We start from the raw sequence: 21,471 nt of genomic DNA on the forward strand, positions 1-21,471 counted from the left end.
ATCTCCTGCTCGCCGTGGAGAAGTAACTGTAGCGGGAATAAAGAGATTTGACTATGCGTGCGCTCTAAGGTGTGCGATCGATTTTTACGGCGCGTTTTTACGACAGTAAAGTGAAGGGACGTTTGACGCGGCAAAAAGCCAGGCCCCCCGGTACTCATCAATCATCAGGCTCAGGTCCCGACCCGGTGTACGGTAAAAGCCCGGTAGCGTTGCGTTGATATCAGCCTCATCCGCATTATCGGCGAAGGTTTTAACAATACGATCGTTATTTAACACGCGCGAATTCTGATGGTAACTGTAGTGAAAATAGATGGTCCGGTTAACTTCAGACACCGTCTGACCAAATAATTTACCGTTTATGATGGTCGCGCCCTCCCGATGCTGCATTCGCCAGGAAACCGTACCCACAAATCGGTTTTTACCAATCGTCCATTCCACATTTCCCGTGCAGCGTATCGGCGTACTCGACAAATTCCAGTACGCTAACCAGCCGCTGGTAATAGCCGCCACCAGAATCGCCGCCAGTAAAATAATACAGTTTCGAAGAGTCATCATTGCTCGTGTGCCCAAAAATAATGGGTGGTGCAAAACGCGGCCGCGTCGCGACGTGGATCCTTATTACAGGCAAACGCCGCAATTCGCTCCGTTTTACTGTAGCCGATGAGAAAAACATATCGCTTTTCGGCACACAGGCCAGGGTTATTGTTTAACAAGCGCAAGTAATGGTCCTGCATAGGTTCGTTAGGCGCATAAAAAAGCTGGCAGGCACTGCTGCCTGTAGAAAGTGGAATGTAGTGACTAAACGGCATGTTCTGGTGCTGTTTGTATAATATCCCCCCGTTGATAAGCGCGATCAGCAAAAGCGTTGCAGTCGTTATTATCAGCCAGGCCGGACTCTTCACCGCGGTGCTATCGGCAACGACTGCGTCTTTATTGGCTATTATCGGCTCTGCACCTGGGATAAATCGTTCAACCTGGGTGGCTTCGGAAAGCATAAGCCCGCGACGCGAAATCGTTTTTACCGTATCGCGCGGTAACCCCACCTCAGCCAGGGCGTTGCGTAATGTCAAAATAGCCTGATAAAAGGTATTCGGTGTGGTGACGTCATTGCGCTCACCCCATCCCACTATCATTAACTTATTTTGCGAAATTATTTCTCCGGGATGGGTGACGAGATAGAGAAAACAGAGGTTGGCAGGAAGCTGCAATTGTATCGAGCGCCCGGAAATATGATTTACCAGGGTTTTGTTTTCTGGATCATACTCGACCAATTTGTTAATGAGATACAATTTTCCTTTCCTCAGCAATAACAATACTTAACCATACACACCAAAAAGACATACGTATATTTAACAAGAGTATAGGTCAGAAGGATCAGGACGCGATACCATTCCAACTAAGATTAAAAATAACACATTTATTTTCAATAGGTTAAGAGACGTTTTTCTTAGGTTTTTCTCATCTAACACGACATAATGAGATTTCATTACACTTCGCCAGACCTAATAATTATATTGAGCCACAACAAGAGAAAAGACGGTCGTTGCGGCAGAGTAAAGAAACGAATCTTTAGCTTTTAGTGCTATTTCGTGAATCTTCACCTGGGATTTTTTTTGTCGAATAATCTTAAGGGACTGATGAATATTCCTGGAATACGTCGACCAACGTATGTCCTTTCGCGATGGCTATGGCCTGACAGAATAGGCATCACCAGGAATTTATATTCTTTATCACTATTTTTCATAAACAAGAGAGGGCCACTGGATATGTTTCAAGATTGACACATTTGCATGGCAGTGAAATATTGACGGTGAAAATAAGACAGGAGTGGACTGGATGATACCATCGTCGCATAAGGTTGTCCGCTGTATAAGCTGTGAATTGTCCTGTCAGTTATATCCAGATAACGCAGTACGTTCACAATATTGTGGAAACGCCTCGTTCGCAGTTTGGCCAGGTGATAACTATTTCCTGCAGATTGCAGTAGAAAATAAAATAGTGCGAGGAAACAAGAATCACTTATTACGCGGATTTATATTTGTAGACTTTTCGATGTACAACCTGCGCGCACTTGCCGATCCGCAATGGATTGAACGTCTGGCGAGAACTAACATGAACATTGTGATTATCTCAGACCGCAAACTGGAAGCATTGGCCAATTATTTTCTCACTCACCGCAGTGAAATAAAGGGAGTTATTTATTCGGATGACAGTGACATTATATTAAAAGAAAAAATTAGCCATTTATTCACCGGGAGACGAGTGAATAGCAGACGCGGCAGTATCTTAAATGCTGTTGAATTCACGTTACTTAACAGATTTTTGTCAGGAGCGTGCCTTCAGGAGATTATAAAAACAGACGGCATTGATGTTAAAAAAATTTACGTCCATAAAATACGACTTGAGAGGAAGTTAGGTACCAGCATTCATAAAATTCTCGTTTCTATTTTGTAATTTCAACCTGTTTACCTACCCACATTTAATGGTGTGGAGGATGTTCTACGCCTGAAAGAAAGGGGGCAGTCATGCCATATTTAATGAAACACTCACCAGTCGCCGCTGCGATTTCGCTGGCGTTGTCGTCAGCGCTATTTACCGCACATGCAGCGGTAATAGATTTTTCTAATTTACCCGCTTCCGGAGCGGTAACGGATTTGCCTGCAGAAATACAGGCGATGATACCTGCAACGGCAAACACGAACTTTAGCAAAAATACCGGCGATCCTAACTATGTCTACCAGTACAGCGCCGGTAATATCCCGATCTACGGAGATGGGATCACCCTCGAAGGGCCTGGGGCGGAAGCCTTTGAGCATTCCGTTACCGTTATTCAGAACTCCACGTCCGGCAGTCCAGGGGTGATATTTGGTGACGATCTGACGATTCGCACCCAGTCAAAAGTGGCTGCCAATAATGGTATAGACGTCGACGGTATTCGTACTCACGGTATGAACACGCCGGACAACCCGGTATTTATCATTACCGGCGATCGCACACACATTTACGTTAATGGCCAAAGCGGTGACGGCATCAATGCCGGCTACAGCTCCTTCAGCCAGGGATCGCTTGGCTCCGCCAATATTTATGTGGGGGACGATCTCTATATCGAAACCACGGGCAGCACAGGACGCGGGATTAGCGCCTATGCACTGAATGATGCGTCGAAGGCAAAAAATAACGTTATCGTCGGCGATCGTGCCCATATTGTGACGCGTGGTACCTACGCCGAAGGGATCCGCACCAACCAGAGCGGCTCTTACGTTCGTCTGGGAAATGAGGCGACCATCGAAACGTACGGCACATCGGCCTATGGCCTGTATGCGGGCTCTGCGTCAAAAATTGAGCTAGGCAAAAGCGCGACGATTACCACCGACGCGGCCAGTGCCTCCGGGGTTTATTCTACCGGCTCGTCAACTATCACCCTTGATGAAGGAGCCACTATCACGACCAACGGTGCCAGCGCGCATGGCGTCTATGCTTACACCGGTGCGGTGAATCTGGGAGATAACGTCACCATTGCGGTAAACAGCAGTGAGAAAACCAGTAGCTCCGCGCAAGCGCCGCACGGGATGTATGCCTGGTCACGCGGCGTGATAGCCCTCGCGGGTGGTGCAACCATTACCACCGCAGGCCATCGCGACAACGGAAGCTATGCCCTGAACGCCAGTAACGGCGGGGTAATTGACGCGTCCGCTGGAGGCAAATTCATCCTCAACGGCGATGTCCTTTCCGCGGGCGGCGTCGCGGCCACCAGCACACTTCCCACACAAAACAGTACCATTACGCTGACGATGGATGACAACTCCTTGTGGAATGGTGCGTCCTTCATTGAGAGCAACGCCGCGGGTACCGGTACTATCGCACTGACGATGAATGATGCCGTCTGGAATCTGCGCGACAGCTCCACGCTAACCAGCCTGACGCTGAATGCGGGCGGCACGATTAATTTTCAGCATGCAGAGGACGCGGCGTGGCAAACGCTGACCATCAAGGATGATTTTATCGGCAACGGCGGCAAGCTGGTTTTCAATACCGTCCTGTTTGACGACACTTCGGAAACGGACAAGCTGATTGTTGAAGGCAACACGTCCGGTCATACCGGAGTGGAAGTGAACAACATTGGCGGTACTGGCGCACAAACCGTAGAAGGGATTGAAATTGTCAGCGTTGGCGGCAATTCCGATGGCACCTTTGAGAAGGCCAGCCGTATCGTGGCGGGGGGCTATGACTATAACGTGGTGCAAAAAGGTAAAAACTGGTTCCTGACCAGCCTGGCGGAGCCCGTTGATCCAGTTGACCCACCGGTCGACCCCGTAGACCCGCCTGTTGACCCGGTAGATCCGCCCGTTGACCCGGTGATTCCGCCGCAAGAGCCGGTCCCACCGCCTGCACCACCGAAAAGCGAGCATCAGTATCGCCCGGAATTTGGTAGCTACCTGGCAAACAGCTATGCGGCAAATACGCTGTTTATGACCCGCCTGCACGACCGTCTGGGTGAAACGCAGTACACCGACATGCTCACTGGCGAGCAGAAAGTGACGAGCCTGTGGATGCGTAACGTCGGCGGTCATACGCGTTTCAGAGACGGCAGCGGCCAGTTAAAAACCACCGCCAATCGCTACGTGCTGCAGTTGGGTGGCGATGTCGCCCAGTGGAGCACCGACGGTCTGGACCGTTGGCATCTTGGCCTGATGGCGGGCTACGGCAACAGTCAGAGCCGGAGCGCTTCCAGCCTGACCGGCTACCACTCACGCGGTGAAGTGAATGGCTATAGCGTCGGTCTGTACGGTACCTGGTACGCAAACGACGCGGATAAAAGTGGCACTTATGTTGATAGCTGGGTGCTGTATAACTGGTTCGACAATAAGGTGATGGGACAGGATCAGGCCACTGAAAACTATCGCTCCAGCGGCGTGACCGCCTCTGTAGAAGCAGGCTATAGCGTTAAGGTGGGCGAAAGCGGCCGCAACAGCTACTGGCTCCAGCCGAAAGCGCAGGCCGTTTGGATGGACGTGCAGGCTGACGACCATCGTGAGCGCAACGGCACGCGGGTGAAAGACGAAACCCAGGGGAACCTGATGACGCGCCTCGGCGTGAAGGCCTACATCAGCGGACATAACGCGATTGACGACGGTAAATCACGGACCTTCCAGCCGTTTATCGAAGCGAACTGGATCCACAACACCCAGACCACGCGTATCCGCATGGATGACGTTAGCAATGAGATGCGTGGTACGCGCAATATCGGTGAACTCAAGACAGGCGTAGAGGGGCAGATTACGCCGCAGCTTAGCGTATGGGGCAACGTGGCTCAGCAGATAGGCGACAAAGGCTACAGCGATACGCAGGGGATGCTGGGGGTGAAATACAGCTTTAAATAAAAACAAAAAAGCCGCTGAGAAATCAGCGGCTTTTTTTATTACGGATTAACCGTATTAGTCTTCTTTCGCACCGCGCATAGCACGTTTACGATCGTTCTCGGTCAGGTGACGTTTACGGATACGAATTGACTGTGGAGTCACTTCGACCAGTTCGTCATCATCGATGAATTCCAGAGCCTGCTCCAGAGTCATCTTGATCGGTGGAACCAGAACCGTTGCTTCGTCAGTACCGGACGCACGCATGTTGGTCAGTTTCTTACCGGTCAGGCAGTTTACGGTCAGGTCGTTAGAACGACTGTGAATACCGATGATCTGGCCTTCATAAACCTCAGCACCGTGACCCAGGAACAGTTTACCGCGATCCTGCAGACCGAACAGCGCAAACGCAACCGCTTTACCCTGACCGTTGGAGATCAGCACGCCGTTGTTACGCTGGCCCACTTCACCCGGACGCACGTCGTCGTAGTGGCTGAAGGTGGAGTACAGCAGACCAGTACCTGAAGTCATGGTCATGAACTCAGAACGGAAGCCGATCAGGCCACGGCTTGGGATCACGTAGTCGAGACGTACGCGGCCTTTGCCATCTGGATTCATGTTTTTCAGGTCGCCTTTACGCTCACCCAGAGCCTGCATCACAGAACCCTGGTGCTGCTCTTCAACGTCCAGCGTCACGTTTTCGAACGGCTCTTGTTTACGGCCATCGATTTCGCGGAAGATAACTTTCGGACGGGAAACCGCCATTTCGAAACCTTCACGACGCATGTTTTCGATCAGAACAGACAGGTGCAGCTCACCACGACCCGAAACGCGGAATGCATCAGCGTCTTCGGTTTCTTCAACGCGCAGCGCAACGTTGTGCACCAGCTCTTTGTTCAGGCGGTCAAGGATCTGACGAGAGGTAACGAACTTACCTTCTTTACCACAGAACGGAGAGGTGTTGACGTTGAAGAACATGGATACGGTTGGTTCATCAACGGACAGGGCTGGCAGCGCTTCGACGTTCTGCGGATCGCAGATGGTGTCGGAGATGTTCAGTTCACCCAGACCGGTGATAGCGATGATGTCGCCCGCTTCAGCGATGTCGCTCTCGATACGCTCAAGGCCCAGGTGAGTCAGTACTTTACCAACTTTACCGTTACGGGTTTTGCCTTCGCTATCGATGATAGTGACCTGCTGGTTCGGCTTCACTTTACCGCGCTTGATACGACCAATGCCGATAACGCCAACGTAGTTGTTGTAATCGAGCTGAGAGATCTGCATCTGCAGGGTACCGTCGAGATCGACGTTTGGCGCAGGAACACGGTCAACAATCGCCTGATACAGCGGGGTCATGTCTTCAGCCATGTCTTCGTGGTCCAGACCTGCGATACCGTTCAGCGCAGAGGCGTAAACGATAGGGAAGTCCAGCTGCTCGTCGGTCGCGTCGAGGTTAACGAACAGGTCGAATACCTGGTCAACAACCCAGTCAGGACGCGCGCCAGGGCGGTCAACTTTGTTGATAACAACGATTGGCTTCAGACCATGGGCAAATGCTTTTTTGGTCACGAAGCGCGTCTGTGGCATTGGGCCATCCATTGCGTCAACGACCAGCAGAACGGAGTCTACCATGGACATTACACGTTCAACTTCACCACCGAAGTCGGCGTGCCCTGGGGTATCAACGATGTTGATACGGTAGTCATTCCATTTAATCGCGGTGTTTTTCGCGAGGATGGTAATCCCACGCTCTTTCTCCAAATCGTTGGAGTCCATCACGCGTTCTTGGGTTTCGGCACGCGCATCAAACGTACCGGATTGCTGCAGCAGCTTATCGACCAGGGTAGTTTTACCATGGTCAACGTGCGCGATGATGGCGATGTTACGCAAATTTTCGATCACAACTTTGCCTCAGGCATTTAGAAATAGCGCGTTATTGTACACGGATTAATCGCACTACAAAACAGGATCACAAACATCCCCCGCAAACAAGTATTGCAGAGATGCTTTGTGATCGCTTTCACGGAGCGGTAAAAGGGCACTTTAACGTAAATTGCACCAATATAGTGCTCAATGTTCACATTGAAGCACTATATTGGTGCAACAAATCCATCGTGGTGCAGCCCTTTTGCACTATGGTGCGCATGATAACGCCTTTTTGGGGTGTTTTAAAAGTTGGCACAGATTTCGCTTTATAAAAAATACATGGCACCAGCCAGTACAAACAGAAATTGAAGACCTCGTTACCACGACGACAATGACCAATCTGGAGAGTTAAGTATGTCCGCTGAACACGTTTTGACGATGCTGAACGAACATGAAGTGAAGTTTGTTGATCTGCGCTTCACCGATACCAAAGGTAAAGAACAGCACGTCACAATCCCTGCTCATCAGGTGAACGCCGAATTCTTTGAAGAAGGCAAAATGTTTGACGGCTCCTCCATTGGTGGCTGGAAAGGCATTAACGAATCCGACATGGTTCTGATGCCAGATGCGACCACTGCGGTCATTGATCCGTTCTTCGAAGAACCTACCCTGATCATCCGATGCGACATCCTCGAGCCAGGCACCCTGCAGGGCTACGACCGCGACCCACGTTCCATCGCGAAACGCGCTGAAGAGTACCTGCGTTCTACCGGCATCGCAGACACCGTTCTGTTCGGGCCAGAGCCAGAGTTCTTCCTGTTCGATGACATCCGTTTCGGTGCGTCTATTTCTGGCTCACACGTGGCTATCGACGACATCGAAGGCGCATGGAACTCCTCCACCAAATACGAAGGTGGTAATAAAGGTCACCGTCCAGGCGTGAAAGGCGGTTACTTCCCGGTTCCTCCGGTCGACTCTGCACAGGACATTCGTTCCACCATGTGTCTGGTGATGGAAGAGATGGGCCTGGTTGTTGAAGCGCACCACCACGAAGTGGCGACGGCGGGTCAGAACGAAGTGGCTACCCGCTTCAACACCATGACCAAAAAAGCGGACGAAATTCAGATCTACAAATACGTTGTGCACAACGTTGCGCACCGTTTCGGTAAAACCGCGACCTTCATGCCAAAACCAATGTTTGGCGACAACGGTTCCGGTATGCACTGCCACATGTCTCTGTCCAAGAACGGTACCAACCTGTTCTCTGGTGACAAATATGCCGGTCTGTCCGAGCAGGCGCTGTATTACATTGGCGGCGTAATCAAACACGCTAAAGCGATCAACGCCCTGGCGAACCCAACCACCAACTCCTACAAGCGTCTGGTCCCGGGCTACGAAGCGCCAGTGATGCTGGCCTACTCTGCGCGTAACCGTTCTGCTTCTATCCGTATCCCGGTGGTGGCGTCTCCTAAAGCGCGTCGTATCGAAGTGCGCTTCCCGGATCCAGCGGCTAACCCATACCTGTGCTTCGCAGCACTGCTGATGGCCGGTCTGGACGGTATCAAGAACAAGATCCACCCGGGCGAAGCGATGGACAAAAACCTGTACGACCTGCCGCCAGAAGAAGCGAAAGAGATCCCACAGGTTGCTGGCTCTCTGGAAGAAGCCCTGCAGGCGCTGGACGCAGACCGCGAGTTCCTGACTGCAGGTGGCGTATTCACTGACGACGCTATCGATGCTTACATCGCGCTGCGCACTGAAGAGAACGACCGCGTGCGTATGACTCCGCACCCGGTTGAGTTCGAACTGTACTACAGCGTTTAATTAAGTTGTTTTACCCGGCGTGACAAGCGCCGGGAGTAGTTGCCGTGGAAACTTTTAGCCCATCTCCGGATGGGCTTTTTTCTCCACCAACAATCTGATCTCACGCGCTTTTGACGCCGAAAACGCTATACTGCACTAAATTAGTGCAAACGACTCCAGGAGACTGCTGAATGGCAACTGGCACGCTGCCCGATGCTGGGCAGATCCTCAATTCTTTGATTAACAGCATTTTGCTGGTCGATGACGAACTGGCCGTTCATTACGCCAACCCGGCGGCACAGCAGCTGCTCGCCCAAAGCGCACGTAAACTGTTCGGCACCCCACTTCCGGAACTCCTGAGCTATTTTTCGCTGAATATTGGCCTGATGCAGGAAAGTTTACAGGCGGGCCAGGGTTTCACCGATAACGAAGTGACGCTGGTGATCGACGGGCGTTCGCACATTCTGTCGCTGACCGCGCAACGTCTTCCCGAAGGCCTGATCCTGCTGGAAATGGCGCCGATGGATAATCAGCGCCGACTGAGCCAGGAACAGCTTCAGCATGCACAGCAAATTGCCGCCCGAGACCTGGTGCGCGGTCTGGCGCATGAAATCAAAAACCCGCTGGGCGGATTACGCGGTGCGGCGCAGCTTCTGACCAAGGCGCTGCCTGACCCTGCGCTGGCGGAGTACACCAACGTCATCATTGAGCAGGCGGACCGTCTGCGGAATCTGGTTGACCGCCTTCTCGGGCCACAGCAGCCGGGAATGCACGTCACAGAAAGCATCCATAAAGTGGCTGAACGGGTGGTGAAGCTCGTCTCGATGGAGCTGCCGGAGAACGTCACGCTGGTACGTGATTACGACCCAAGCCTGCCGGAACTGGCCCATGACCCGGATCAGATTGAGCAGGTCCTGTTGAACATTGTGCGCAATGCCCTGCAGGCGCTGGGGCCTGACGGGGGCGAGATTATTTTACGCACCCGTACCGCCTTCCAGCTCACGTTACACGGCGTGCGCTACCGGCTTGCGGCCCGAATCGACGTCGAGGATAACGGGCCCGGCATTCCATCGCATCTGCAGGACACTCTGTTCTACCCGATGGTCAGCGGTCGCGAAGGCGGAACCGGCCTGGGCTTATCCATTGCCCGCAGTTTGATTGATCAACACTCTGGAAAAATTGAATTTACCAGTTGGCCGGGACATACCGAGTTTTCGGTTTTCCTGCCGATTAAAAAATAAAGGTGACGTTTATGCAACGAGGGATAGTCTGGGTAGTCGATGACGATAGCTCCATCCGTTGGGTGCTTGAACGCGCGCTCACGGGGGCGGGATTAAGCTGCACGACGTTTGAGAGCGGCAGCGAAGTGCTCGACGCACTCACCACCAAAACGCCCGATGTTCTGCTGTCGGATATTCGCATGCCGGGCATGGACGGGCTGGCGCTGTTAAAGCAGATCAAACAACGCCACCCTATGCTTCCGGTCATCATAATGACGGCACATTCCGATCTGGATGCCGCGGTGAGCGCTTACCAGCAAGGGGCATTCGATTATCTGCCAAAACCGTTTGATATCGACGAGGCGGTGGCGCTGGTCGAGCGCGCGATTAGCCACTATCAGGAGCAGCAGCAGCCGCGCCACGCGCCCGATTTTGGGCCAACCACCGACATCATCGGCGAAGCGCCGGCGATGCAGGACGTGTTTCGCATTATTGGCCGTCTGTCCCGCTCCTCCATCAGCGTCTTAATTAACGGCGAATCGGGCACCGGTAAAGAGCTTGTGGCGCATGCGCTGCATCGCCACAGCCCGCGGGCAAAAGCGCCGTTTATCGCCCTGAATATGGCGGCGATCCCGAAGGATTTGATTGAATCCGAGCTGTTCGGGCACGAAAAAGGGGCGTTTACCGGCGCAAATACCATTCGCCAGGGGCGCTTCGAACAGGCAGACGGCGGCACGCTGTTCCTGGATGAGATCGGCGATATGCCGCTGGATGTCCAGACCCGTCTGCTGCGCGTGCTGGCCGACGGGCAGTTTTACCGCGTGGGCGGCTATGCGCCGGTGAAGGTGGACGTGCGCATTATCGCCGCGACCCACCAGAACCTGGAGCAGCGCGTGCAGGAAGGCAAATTCCGTGAGGATTTATTCCATCGACTGAACGTCATTCGCGTTCATCTGCCGCCGCTGCGTGAACGCCGGGAAGATATTCCCCGTCTGGCGCGCCATTTCCTGCAGGTAGCCGCCCGCGAGCTGGGTGTGGAGGCCAAACAGCTTCACCCGGAAACCGATGCCGCTCTGACGCGCCTGGCGTGGCCGGGCAACGTGCGTCAGCTGGAAAACACCTGCCGCTGGTTAACCGTGATGGCCGCCGGGCAGGAAGTGCTGATTCAGGATTTACCGGCCGAGCTGTTTGAAGCGACCGCACCTGAAAGCAGCACCGGGCATGCTTTGCCGGACAGCTGGGCAACGCTGCTGGCGCAGTGGGCCGACCGCGCACTGCGTTCCGGTCATCAAAACCTGTTGTCTGAAGCGCAGCCTGAGATGGAGCGTACGCTGTTGACCACCGCGCTTCGTCATACGCAGGGCCACAAGCAGGAAGCCGCTCGCCTGTTGGGATGGGGACGTAATACCCTGACGCGCAAGCTGAAAGAGCTGGGAATGGAGTAATATCCGCGCTTGTGTAAAGGTTATTAATTGAGCGCAAATTGCCGTTATTTTGCGCTTTACTGTTCCGATGAGTTTTGTATGATCGTGCCCGGAAATTGGGGGTGAACATCATGCTGGAAACATTCGTGAATATGCTCTCTAGCGGAGCCGCTGAAAGCCACACGCCACAAACCGCCGTTGCGGCGGTGCTGTGTGCGGCGCTGGTTGGGCTGTTTAGCTAGCGAGTTGGCGATGAAAAGCCGGGTGGCGCTTCGCTTTCCCGGCCTACATTTCGCACTTTTGTAGGCCGGGTAAGGCGAAGCCGCCACCCGGCATTGCAGTTTAAATCACCCGCGAGAACTGCTGCATACGCGCTTTCTGACGCAGATACGCGTCGAAGCACATGCAGATATTGCGGATCAACAGACGTCCTTTTGGCGTGACCTCAATCGCGCTCTCCGACACATCCACCAGCCCGTCTTTCGCCAGCGGCGCCAGCAGCTTCAGGTCTTCCGCGAAATAATCGCTGAAGTTCAGCGTCCACTGCGCTTCCACGTCGCTGAAATCGAGACGGAAGTTGCAGATAAGCGCCTTAATCACATCGCGACGGATACAGTCATCGCGCGTTAATGCGATGCCGCGCCACAGCGCGTTGCCCGTCTCATCAACCTGCTGGTAATACTGCTTCAGTTCTTTCTGGTTTTGCGCGTAGCAGTCGCCGATCATGCTGATGGCGGAGACGCCCATTCCCAGTAAATCGGTATCGCCCTGGGTCGTGTAGCCCTGGAAGTTGCGGTGCAGGACCCCTTCGCGCTGAGCGACCGCCAGTTCGTCGTCCGGACGGGCAAAGTGATCCATGCCGATAAACTGATAGCCGGTGTCGGTCAGCGAGGTGATGGTTTCCTGCAGGATATCCAGCTTCTGCTGGGCAGAAGGCAGATCGGCATCTTTGATTTTACGCTGGGCGGCAAACAGCGTCGGCAGATGCGCGTAGTTAAAGACGCTCAGACGGTCCGGGTTGAGTTCGGCCACGCGCTTCAGCGTGAAGGCGAAGCTTTCCGGCGTTTGCTTTGGCAGGCCGTAAATCAGGTCAATATTGGTCGAGGTGAAGCCAATTTCACGCGCATGGTTGAGTAAGGCAAAGATAAAGTCTTCGTCCTGCTCACGGTTCACCAGACGCTGAACCTCTTTATTGAAGTCCTGTACGCCCATGCTCAGGCGGTTGAAGCCTTCTGCGCGTAAGTGATCGAGGACATCCAGCTCAATTTCACGCGGATCGACTTCGATCGAGATTTCTGCGTCGTCGTTAAAACTGAAATTATCGCGCAGAAGCGTCATCAGGCGGCTGATTTGCGCTTTATTCAGATAGGTTGGCGTACCGCCGCCCCAGTGCAGCTGGCTGACGTGACGGCCTTTGAACAGCGGCGCGCGATGCACAATTTCCTGTTCGAGCGCGTCAAGGTACTGGTCGGCTTTATGCTGCTGGCGGGTCACGATTTTATTGCAGCCGCAGAAGTAGCAAAGCTTGTGGCAGAACGGAATATGGACGTAGAGCGACAGCGGACGCTCAGGATAGCGCGCAACAGCCTGCTGAAAATCCCCCTCGCCGAAGGCATCGGAGAACTCCAGCGCGGTGGGGTATGATGTATAACGCGGCCCGGAATAGTTATATTTCTGGATTAGGGCCAAATCCCAGTCGATAGTTGGTGCTGACATGCTCACTCCTTCCGTTGGTGTCGCGTTCGTATACGGCGGCCCGTTCTGACCCCATTGCGGGCCATCATTCGGGTGCGCAGCCACTTCTGTCGCCGCGACAACCGCCGTAGTTTAACGAATAACCACACCAGATAACATATAACCGGAAGGGTTATAAGCAGGACTATCGTGCCTGCCGGGTGCAAATGTTAGTTTCCACCCTTCAGAAGACGCATCATATCTTCCTGCTTCTCGTCTTCTTTTTCATCTTCGTCATCGTCGTATGACAGGCCCAGCCTCTGCATCAGTTCATCAATACGATCCAGTTTGGCATCCACCCATGACTGCTCTTCAGCGGTCAGGGTTTCACCCTCTTCAAGACGTTCCAGCAGCGCGTCCAGGCGCTCATCGTTCTCCAGCAAATCCAGCTCAGCCTGCGGTGAAAGCATAGGTTTCTCGCTCTTTGGTTTGTGCTGCTTAGTGACCGGGGTGTCTGTCACGCCCAGTGGAATGGGAGTTTTACTGCCGATACGAGGATCTTTCTGCTGTTTGCCTTTTGCAGAAGCGCCCGCTGCACCACCACCGTTGGCACGGCTACCCGCAGCATGACCGCGATGTTTTTTGTCGCGTTTGCGGTCGCGCGCTTCCTGGTTCAGTTCTTCGCGCGTTTTGCGGCGTGCTTTTGCAGGGCGTTTCGCGCCCGCAGCGGAGGTTGGTTTTTTCATGATGTTTTATCTTTAAGTCGTTTTCTTCAGTATAGAATTGCGGCGAAATCTAGCAGAAAGCAAGCAAAGAAAAAAGGCGACAGAGCAATCTGTCGCCTTTTTTCCTGACTCACAACCCTTAGCGGGTCAGACATTCCATGTTTGCCAACAACAAACCCTGTTTATCCCTTGGCTAATACCGTCCGTGATACGGTTCCATTTCCTGTTAAAACGCCTCCAGGCGCTGGTCGTCCTGACAATCCTGCGTCTTCGCCTCCTGGCGCTCCTGACCCTAATCCTTAAGTCGATTTCCTGTTGGCTTCCTCGCCCTGACGCACACTTTACCTTGTTCCGTTAAACTAACAAGCAACGAAACGGTATAAAAAGAGATTTTCAGACAATTACCCGAAAATAAGCTTATGATTTAAAACAGTTTGCATTTTTTAACGCCTGCGAATTCTCTGAAATCTCCCATAGCATCACTGGCGGATCTCTCACACCGGTGGGGGCATTCGCCTACAGGGCATAGCAATCAGAAAAGCCTTTTGCCTGCATTCGGGTATAATCCCCCTCAGATTACGATTTTGGAGACGACCACGTGACTACCTGGAACTACCAACAGACGCATTTTGTCACCAGTGCGCCCGATATTCGCCACCTCCCCTCTGATACCGGTATTGAAGTGGCCTTTGCTGGCCGCTCTAATGCGGGGAAATCCAGCGCCCTGAATACGCTGACCAATCAGAAGAACCTGGCGCGTACCTCAAAAACACCTGGCCGTACCCAGCTGATCAACCTGTTTGAAGTCGCAGAGGGCAAACGCCTGGTCGACTTACCGGGGTACGGTTACGCGCAAGTACCCGAAGAGATGAAAATCAAGTGGCAGCGTGCGCTGGGTGAATACCTGGAAAAACGCCTGTGCCTGAAAGGTCTGGTGGTGCTGATGGATATTCGCCATCCCCTGAAAGATCTGGATCAGCAGATGATCGACTGGGCGGTGGCAAGCGATATCGCCGTGCTGGTACTGCTGACAAAAGCCGATAAGCTGGCAAGCGGCGCGCGTAAAGCGCAGGTGAATATGGTTCGCGAAGCGGTGCTGGCGTTCAACGGCGATGTGCAGGTTGAACCGTTCTCCTCGCTAAAAAAGCAGGGCGTGGACAAGCTGCGTCAAAAGCTCGACACCTGGTTTAACGAGCTGGAACCCGCGACGGAAGCGGAAGAAGAGTAATACCGGGCGCGGCGATGGCCGCGCTTTTTTTTGCCCGAAAGTTTCTTTGCCGCAATAAAAAACGCCCCAGTCATTACTGACTGGGGCGGCTAAAATATTCAGCCAAATCCGATTACGTGAAGTAAAAGGTCTGAAAGATAGAACATCTTACCTCTGTACCCTACGCCGATAACTCTACCCCTTTTTGTGCTGTAGAAAAAGCACTTTTTGTAGTTTTTTTTCATTCTTTACATAGGGAATTCTAATGATCGTCACAAAACGCGAGTTCTTATGTTGCAAACTTACATAAACAGCGCGTTATGCGAAGAACCGTTAGTGAGCCTGATCCCAGTTTTCACCACTTCCCACTTCCACCAGCAACGGCACGTCCAGCGTCATGCTGCTTTCCATCAGTTCGTGGATCTTCTTCGACACGGCGTCGAGGTCGTCCTTGTGCACTTCAAATACCAGTTCATCGTGTACCTGCATGATCATTTTCACGCGCGGTTTCTCTTTCTCGAGCCAGGCATCAACGGCGATCATTGCACGCTTAATAATGTCCGCCGCAGTACCCTGCATCGGGGCGTTGATCGCTGCACGCTCTGCACCCGCGCGGCGCGCGGCGTTGCTGGATTTGATGTCCGGTAAATAGAGACGGCGGCCGTCCAGGGTTTCAACGTAGCCTTTCTCTTTCGCCTGCGCGCGGGTACGTTCCATATATTCCAGCACGCCCGGATAACGCTCGAAGTAGAGATCCATATACTTCTGCGACTCTTTACGCGGAATGTTGAGCTGGCGCGAAAGCCCGAATGCACTCATGCCGTAAATCAGCCCGAAGTTGATCGCCTTAGCGCTGCGGCGCTGTTCGTTGGTTACGCTGTCCAGCGGCAGACCGAAGACTTCGGCTGCAGTCGCCCGGTGGATATCCTTCCCTTCGGCAAAAGCGCTCAGCAGGCCTTTGTCGCGGGACAGGTGCGCCATAATGCGCAGTTCGATTTGCGAGTAGTCCGCCGAGACAATCAGATAATCCTCTGGTGCGATGAAAGCCTGGCGAATACGGCGGCCCTCTTCGTTACGTACCGGGATGTTCTGCAGGTTGGGATCGGTTGACGAGAGACGACCGGTCGCCGCGACGGCCTGATGGTATGAGGTGTGCACGCGGCCCGTTTTCGGGTTAATCATCAGCGGGAGCTTATCAGTGTAGGTAGACTTCAGCTTCGCGAGACCACGGTACTCCAGAATCACTTTTGGCAGCGGGTAATCCAGCGCCAGCTCTTCCAGCACCTCTTCAGAGGTTGAAGGCGCACCGCCAGGGGTTTTCTTCAGCGGCTTGATGCCCTGCTTTTCAAACAGAATGGTTTGCAGCTGCTTCGGCGAAGAGAGGTTAAACGGCTCGCCTGCAAGCTCATGCGCTTTTTGCTCCAGCTCGGTCAGACGCTGCGCCAGTTCCCCGGAGTGGTTATGCAGCACCGTTGGATCGATTTTCACGCCGTTGCGTTCAATGCGGGACAGCACGGGCACCAGCGGCATCTCAATATGCTGGAACACGTTCAGCGGACCTTCGTGCTTCTGCAGCTTTGGCCACATCTTCAGATGCAGCTGCAGCGTGACGTCAGCGTCTTCAGCCGCGTAGCGTCCTGCCTCTTCGAGAGCAATCTGGTTAAAGGTGAGCTGATTTTTCCCTTTACCGGCAATCTCTTCAAAGGTGATGGTTTTGTGCTTAAGCCAGCGGTCAGATAAGGAATCCATATCATGGCGGCCCGCGACGCTGTCCAGAATGTAGGATTCGAGCATGGTGTCGAAGGCGATCCCGCGCAGTTCAATGCCGTAGTTTTGCAGAATGCCACGGTCGTACTTGAGGTTTTGCCCAACCTTAAGCGCCTTTTCGTCTTCCAGGATCGGCTTCAGCAGCTCAAGCACGCGCTCACGGGAGATCTGTTCCGGCGCGTCCAGGTAATCGTGCGCCACGGGAACATAGGCCGCATGACCAGGCTCTGTCGCAAATGACAGGCCTACCATATTGGCAGAGATGTTATCGAGACTGTCCGTTTCGGTGTCAAAGGCGAAGACCGGCGCTTTTTTCAGTTTTTCGATCCAGGCAATGAGCTGCGGCTCTTCAAGAAGGGTTTCGTAGTTGTCGAAGGTAAGCACCACGGCTTCTTCTTCCGCCTGCTCTTCTGCGTCAACGACAATCGTCTCCTTCGGCTTTGCAGCAGGTTTCGCCCCTTTTGCCTGCAGCCACTTGCCGGCTTCCACGTCAGTGGTCCAGCGCTTGAATTCGTATTTCTTAAACAGGCTTAGAAGCTCGTCCGCAGAAGGCTGCTGCACTTCCAGCTGCTCACAGCCCAGCTCCAGTTCGACATCGGTTTTGATGGTTGCCAGCTTATAGGAGAGATAAGCCACCTCTTTGTTCTCTTCCAGCTTCCCGGCCATGGTTTTTGCACCACGGAAGGAAAGCCCGGCGATTTTGTCTGATTCGGCGTAGAGCGTATCCAGCCCGCCCAGCCCCTGAAGCAGCGCCTGCGCGGTTTTCTCACCGACGCCAGGAACACCAGGGATGTTATCCGAGGAGTCGCCCATCAACGCGAGGAAATCGATAATCAGCTCTGGCGGCACGCCATACTTAGTGACGACCTCTTCAGGCCCCAGAATGGTGTTGGTCATGGTGTTAATCAGGGTGATCCCTGGCGTCACCAGCTGTGCCATATCTTTATCACCGGTGCTGATCAGCACGGGACGCCCCATCTTTTCGGCTTCACGCGCCAGCGTACCGATGACGTCATCGGCTTCAACGCCAGAAACGGCCAGCAGCGGTAGCCCCATGGCTTTTACCATGGCATGCAGCGGCTCTATCTGCGCACGCAGATCGTCAGGCATTGGCGGACGGTGGGATTTGTAATGTTCAAACAACTCATCGCGGAACGTTTTGCCTTTCGCATCAAACACAACGGCCGCATGGGTTGGCTGATACTGCAGGATCAGGCTGCGCAGCATATTCAGCACGCCGTACATTGCGCCGGTAGGTTCCCCTGCGCTATTGGTCAGAGGAGGAAACGCATGGTATGCCCGATACAGGTAAGAAGAGCCATCGACGAGAATAAGAGGGTTTTCTGGGATCTGAACCATAATGTCCGTGCCTTTAATCAATTTATGAGTAAAGGATGCCACAGAAGGATGAAAACATCAGTTATTAGCGCCAGATACAGGAAAAGATTTTGCGATCGTGAGGATCGCTCGCAAAAATAAAACTGTGGATAAGTTTGTGAATATTTTCACTTCATATGAATAACAGACGCGAAAAACACATATGAGGTAATATTTATATCTTAATTATCATGCTGTTATGTTGTTAGATCTTATCTATATGGTCAACTGATGGCAATTTAGTCTATGTGGATATAAGCCTTGATTCGCGCAGAACCCCAGAGAAATCTGCTGCGCCAGGGTAAAAGCCACCAAATCATCATGTGAAAGCGCCATTCATTCGTTTGTTTTCTGGTAAAATCAGCGCCCAGCGTCGACTAGCCGGTCGCTCACTTACAGCTAACTATTTGAAAAAGCTCATCATGTCGAGATTGCTCGCTGCAATAACATTACTGCTAAGCATCATTTTAACTATCCTGGTGACGATCGCCTGTTCCGTGCCTATCATTCTCGCTGGGATCATTAAACTGCTGCTGCCCGTACCCGTGGTGTGGCGAGCCGTGTCCGCATTTTGTAACTTCATGATGTATTGCTGGTGCGAAGGGCTGGCGATCCTGTTGTGCCTTAACCCGCATCTGAAGTGGGATGTCAAAGGGCTGGAGAGTCTCAACAAAAAGAACTGGTACCTTCTGATCTGCAATCACCACAGCTGGGCGGACATCGTGGTGTTATGCGTGCTTTTTCGCAAACACATCCCGATGAACAAATACTTCCTGAAACAGCAACTCGCCTGGGTGCCTTTTATCGGGCTGGCCTGCTGGGCGCTCGATATGCCGTTTATGAAACGCTATTCGCGCAGCTATTTGATTCGTCATCCGGAACGTCGCGGTAAGGATGTGGAGACCACGCGCCGTTCCTGTGAAAAGTTTCGTGCACATCCTACGACCATCGTGAACTTTGTTGAAGGTTCCCGGTTTACGGAAGAGAAGCGCCAGCAAACTCGCTCTCCTTATCAGCACCTGTTGCCGCCAAAAGCGGCAGGGATTGCGATGGCGCTTAACGTGCTGGGAGCACAGTTCGATAAACTTCTTAACGTCACGCTCTGCTATCCGGAAAACGACAGGACGCCGTTCTTCGATATGCTCAGCGGCAAACTGACGCGCATTGTCGTGCACGTCGATCTGGTTCCGATTGACGCTGAACTGCACGGTGATTACGTAAACGATAAGAACTTCAAACGTCGTTTCCAGCAGTGGCTTAATACGCTCTGGAAAGAGAAAGACGAACAGATAGACAAGATAAAATCTTCATACAAAAACGCCGGTCAGTGACCGGCGTTTTTACATCTACGAAATTACTTCTTCTCAACCAGGTATTTCACGGTATCTGCATACTGCTGTACGAAAATATCCATGCTGCTGGTGTCCATGCCCTGCATGTTCAGCTGATATTTGCCGTTAACAAACATCGCCGGAACGCCCTGAAGCTGGAGATCAGCAGCCGCTTTTTCCTGCTGGGCAACCAGTGATTTCACCACGAAGCTGTTCCATGCGGCATCGTACTCTTCACCTTTCACGCCCGCATCAACGAACACTTTACGGATATCCGCAGTGGTCTGAACGGTCTGGGTTTTCTGTACGGCTTCAAACATTGGCGAAGTGATCTTATCTTCCACGCCCAGTGCCATCGCCACCGCCCATGCCTGAGTCAGGTCTTTACCCAATGGGCCCAGGAACTCAACGTGGTACTTGGTCATTTTGGTGCCTTCCGGCAGCTTTTTCTTCACGTTGTCAGAAACATGCAGCACTTGCTCGAACTGATAGCAGTGTGGGCAATAGAACGAGAAGAACTCCAGAACCTGTGGCTCGCCAGCGACCGGCTTGTCCAGCGTGATGAACTGTTTGCCGTCGGTAAACTGCGCAGCAGAAGCGCTAAATGCCAGAATCATACCTGCCAGCGCCAGCCAAATTTTTTTCATGATTAACTCTCTCCTGGGTGTGTCCAATTAATACATCGGCGTTAATTGCAGAGGGGGCTCCTGAAGAACCTTAACCTGCTCAGTAAATGTAGATATCTGGCTACGCCAGTAATCCTCTCCGGTAAGCCACGGGAAATTGCGAGGAAATGCCGGATCGTCCCAACGCCTGATTAACCATGCGAGATAATAAACAAAACGCATCGCACGTAAAGGCTCAATCAGGGCAATTTCGTCTGAATTAAACGGGCTAAATTCTTCATAAGCTTCAATAATGGTTTCAAGCTGCATGCGTTGCTCGGCTTTGTCGCCATTGAGCAGCATCCACAGGTCCTGAACCGCTGGCCCCATACGCGCATCATCGAGATCGACAAACAGCGGGCCATCACGCCAGAGAATATTCCCGGCGTGACAATCGCCATGCAGGCGCAGGACGGAAATATCATCGCGCCAGCAGGTTTTCACTGCAGCAATAAGCTTATCGGTGGCGTTGAGGAAATCATCCTTTAGCGCAGCGGGGATCATTGCAGACGTTTCGAATAGTTCGCGCGGTTCAAGAAGGTATTCCTGAATCCCCATCGTCGGGCGGGCAATAAAGGCTTTTTTGCGTCCCGTCTGGTGTATACGCCCAAGATAGCGGGCAACCCACTCCATCTGATCGATATTATCCGCTTCAAACTGACGACCACCCAGGCTTGGGAATACTGCGTAGTAATACCCTTCGTGCGTGAGGAGCGTTTGGTTATTGAATTTCAGGGGCGCGGCAACGGGGACATCGTCATCCAGCAGATCGTGAGCAAACTGATGCTCTTCCTGAATTTGTTCAGCGGACCAGCGTTCAGGACGATAGAATTTTACGACGTAGCGCTGACGATCCTCGTCCTGAAATTGATAGACGCGGTTTTCGTAGCTGTTTAACGGTGTTAGCCCGGAATCCACCCGAATACCCTGTTCAAACAGGGCATCCATAATGGTGTCCGGGTGTAATGTCTGGAAAGTAAAAGCCTGGTCGTTCATCCGATCATCCGGAAATTATACGAATGATTCAGGATATCATCTTGTGGCGATTTCGGTGC

16 protein-coding genes are annotated in these 21,471 nt (G+C 52.7%); 8 read left to right on the forward strand and 8 right to left on the reverse strand.

The window, feature by feature from the left end:
• Positions 1–84 precede the first annotated feature (84 nt).
• Together ACMGGQ_RS20735 and ACMGGQ_RS20740 are read right to left on the reverse strand one after the other, a co-directional pair.
• Positions 85–552 (reverse strand): hypothetical protein, encoded by a 468-nt coding sequence (locus tag ACMGGQ_RS20735; protein WP_420290450.1) that lies wholly within the window; start codon positions 550–552, stop codon positions 85–87.
• Positions 552–1,289, reverse strand: a complete 738-nt coding sequence (locus tag ACMGGQ_RS20740; RefSeq protein ID WP_048226821.1) for a winged helix-turn-helix domain-containing protein — start codon at positions 1,287–1,289, stop codon at positions 552–554. Before ACMGGQ_RS20740 ends, ACMGGQ_RS20735 begins: the two co-directional genes overlap by 1 nt.
• A 547-nt stretch (positions 1,290–1,836) precedes the next feature.
• Here ACMGGQ_RS20740 and ACMGGQ_RS20745 point away from each other — a divergent pair.
• Positions 1,837–2,454, forward strand: a complete 618-nt coding sequence (locus ACMGGQ_RS20745) for a helix-turn-helix transcriptional regulator (RefSeq protein WP_420290451.1) — start codon at positions 1,837–1,839, stop codon at positions 2,452–2,454.
• Positions 2,455–2,525: 71 nt separating this feature from the next.
• Positions 2,526–5,381, forward strand: coding sequence for an autotransporter outer membrane beta-barrel domain-containing protein (locus ACMGGQ_RS20750; RefSeq protein WP_420290452.1), 2,856 nt, complete (start codon positions 2,526–2,528; stop codon positions 5,379–5,381).
• A gap of 54 nt (positions 5,382–5,435) precedes the next feature.
• Here the strand turns inward: ACMGGQ_RS20750 and typA are convergent, their stop codons facing one another.
• Positions 5,436–7,259 (reverse strand): ribosome-dependent GTPase TypA, encoded by a 1,824-nt coding sequence (gene typA, locus ACMGGQ_RS20755; protein ID WP_023331638.1) that lies wholly within the window; start codon positions 7,257–7,259, stop codon positions 5,436–5,438.
• Positions 7,260–7,637: 378 nt separating this feature from the next.
• Here typA and glnA point away from each other — a divergent pair, with 378 nt between their 5' ends.
• The 4 genes from glnA (at position 7,638) to ACMGGQ_RS20775 (ending at position 11,912) form a co-directional block, all read left to right on the forward strand.
• The gene (gene glnA, locus ACMGGQ_RS20760; RefSeq protein WP_008501856.1) at positions 7,638–9,047 is read left to right on the forward strand and encodes a glutamate--ammonia ligase; all 1,410 of its coding nucleotides are present in this window, start codon (positions 7,638–7,640) and stop codon (positions 9,045–9,047) included.
• Between the two features lie 170 nt (positions 9,048–9,217).
• On the forward strand, positions 9,218–10,267 hold the full coding sequence (gene glnL / locus ACMGGQ_RS20765; protein ID WP_032644301.1) for a nitrogen regulation protein NR(II): 1,050 nt from the start codon (positions 9,218–9,220) through the stop codon (positions 10,265–10,267).
• An 11-nt stretch (positions 10,268–10,278) separates the two neighbouring features.
• Entirely contained in the window at positions 10,279–11,691 is a 1,413-nt protein-coding gene (gene glnG, locus ACMGGQ_RS20770; protein WP_023309765.1) for a nitrogen regulation protein NR(I), read from the forward strand.
• Between the two features lie 110 nt (positions 11,692–11,801).
• The gene (locus ACMGGQ_RS20775) at positions 11,802–11,912 is read left to right on the forward strand and encodes a YshB family small membrane protein (RefSeq protein ID WP_032622955.1); all 111 of its coding nucleotides are present in this window, start codon (positions 11,802–11,804) and stop codon (positions 11,910–11,912) included.
• A gap of 100 nt (positions 11,913–12,012) precedes the next feature.
• Here ACMGGQ_RS20775 and hemN read toward each other — a convergent pair whose 3' ends face one another.
• Both hemN and yihI read right to left on the reverse strand, forming a co-directional pair.
• The gene (gene hemN / locus ACMGGQ_RS20780) at positions 12,013–13,386 is read right to left on the reverse strand and encodes an oxygen-independent coproporphyrinogen III oxidase (protein WP_420290453.1); all 1,374 of its coding nucleotides are present in this window, start codon (positions 13,384–13,386) and stop codon (positions 12,013–12,015) included.
• A gap of 188 nt (positions 13,387–13,574) precedes the next feature.
• Complete coding sequence (yihI, locus tag ACMGGQ_RS20785) at positions 13,575–14,090, reverse strand: Der GTPase-activating protein YihI (RefSeq protein WP_420290454.1); 516 nt, start codon at positions 14,088–14,090, stop codon at positions 13,575–13,577.
• 577 nt (positions 14,091–14,667) lie between these two features.
• On the opposite strand from yihI, the gene yihA reads away from it, so the two are divergent.
• Positions 14,668–15,297 carry a ribosome biogenesis GTP-binding protein YihA/YsxC gene (yihA, locus tag ACMGGQ_RS20790; protein ID WP_048226811.1) on the forward strand — a complete coding sequence of 210 codons (630 nt, stop codon included), beginning with the start codon at positions 14,668–14,670 and terminating at the stop codon, positions 15,295–15,297.
• A gap of 312 nt (positions 15,298–15,609) precedes the next feature.
• Here yihA and polA read toward each other — a convergent pair whose 3' ends face one another.
• Positions 15,610–18,402, reverse strand: a complete 2,793-nt coding sequence (gene polA, locus ACMGGQ_RS20795; RefSeq protein ID WP_420290455.1) for a DNA polymerase I — start codon at positions 18,400–18,402, stop codon at positions 15,610–15,612.
• Positions 18,403–18,842: 440 nt separating this feature from the next.
• Between polA and ACMGGQ_RS20800 the strand changes: the two genes are divergently transcribed.
• Positions 18,843–19,751, forward strand: a complete 909-nt coding sequence (locus tag ACMGGQ_RS20800) for an acyltransferase (protein WP_024909221.1) — start codon at positions 18,843–18,845, stop codon at positions 19,749–19,751.
• 23 nt (positions 19,752–19,774) lie between these two features.
• Here the strand turns inward: ACMGGQ_RS20800 and dsbA are convergent, their stop codons facing one another.
• Both dsbA and ACMGGQ_RS20810 read right to left on the reverse strand, forming a co-directional pair.
• The gene (dsbA, locus tag ACMGGQ_RS20805; RefSeq protein WP_045909081.1) at positions 19,775–20,398 is read right to left on the reverse strand and encodes a thiol:disulfide interchange protein DsbA; all 624 of its coding nucleotides are present in this window, start codon (positions 20,396–20,398) and stop codon (positions 19,775–19,777) included.
• A gap of 27 nt (positions 20,399–20,425) precedes the next feature.
• A complete protein-coding gene (locus ACMGGQ_RS20810; protein ID WP_045909080.1) occupies positions 20,426–21,412 on the reverse strand; it encodes a serine/threonine protein kinase in 987 nt (328 codons plus the stop codon).
• Between the last annotated feature and the right edge of the window lie 59 nt (positions 21,413–21,471).

It is taken from the genome of Enterobacter sp. BNK-13 (assembly GCF_048685015.1).
Taxonomy (GTDB): domain Bacteria; phylum Pseudomonadota; class Gammaproteobacteria; order Enterobacterales; family Enterobacteriaceae; genus Enterobacter; species Enterobacter quasiroggenkampii.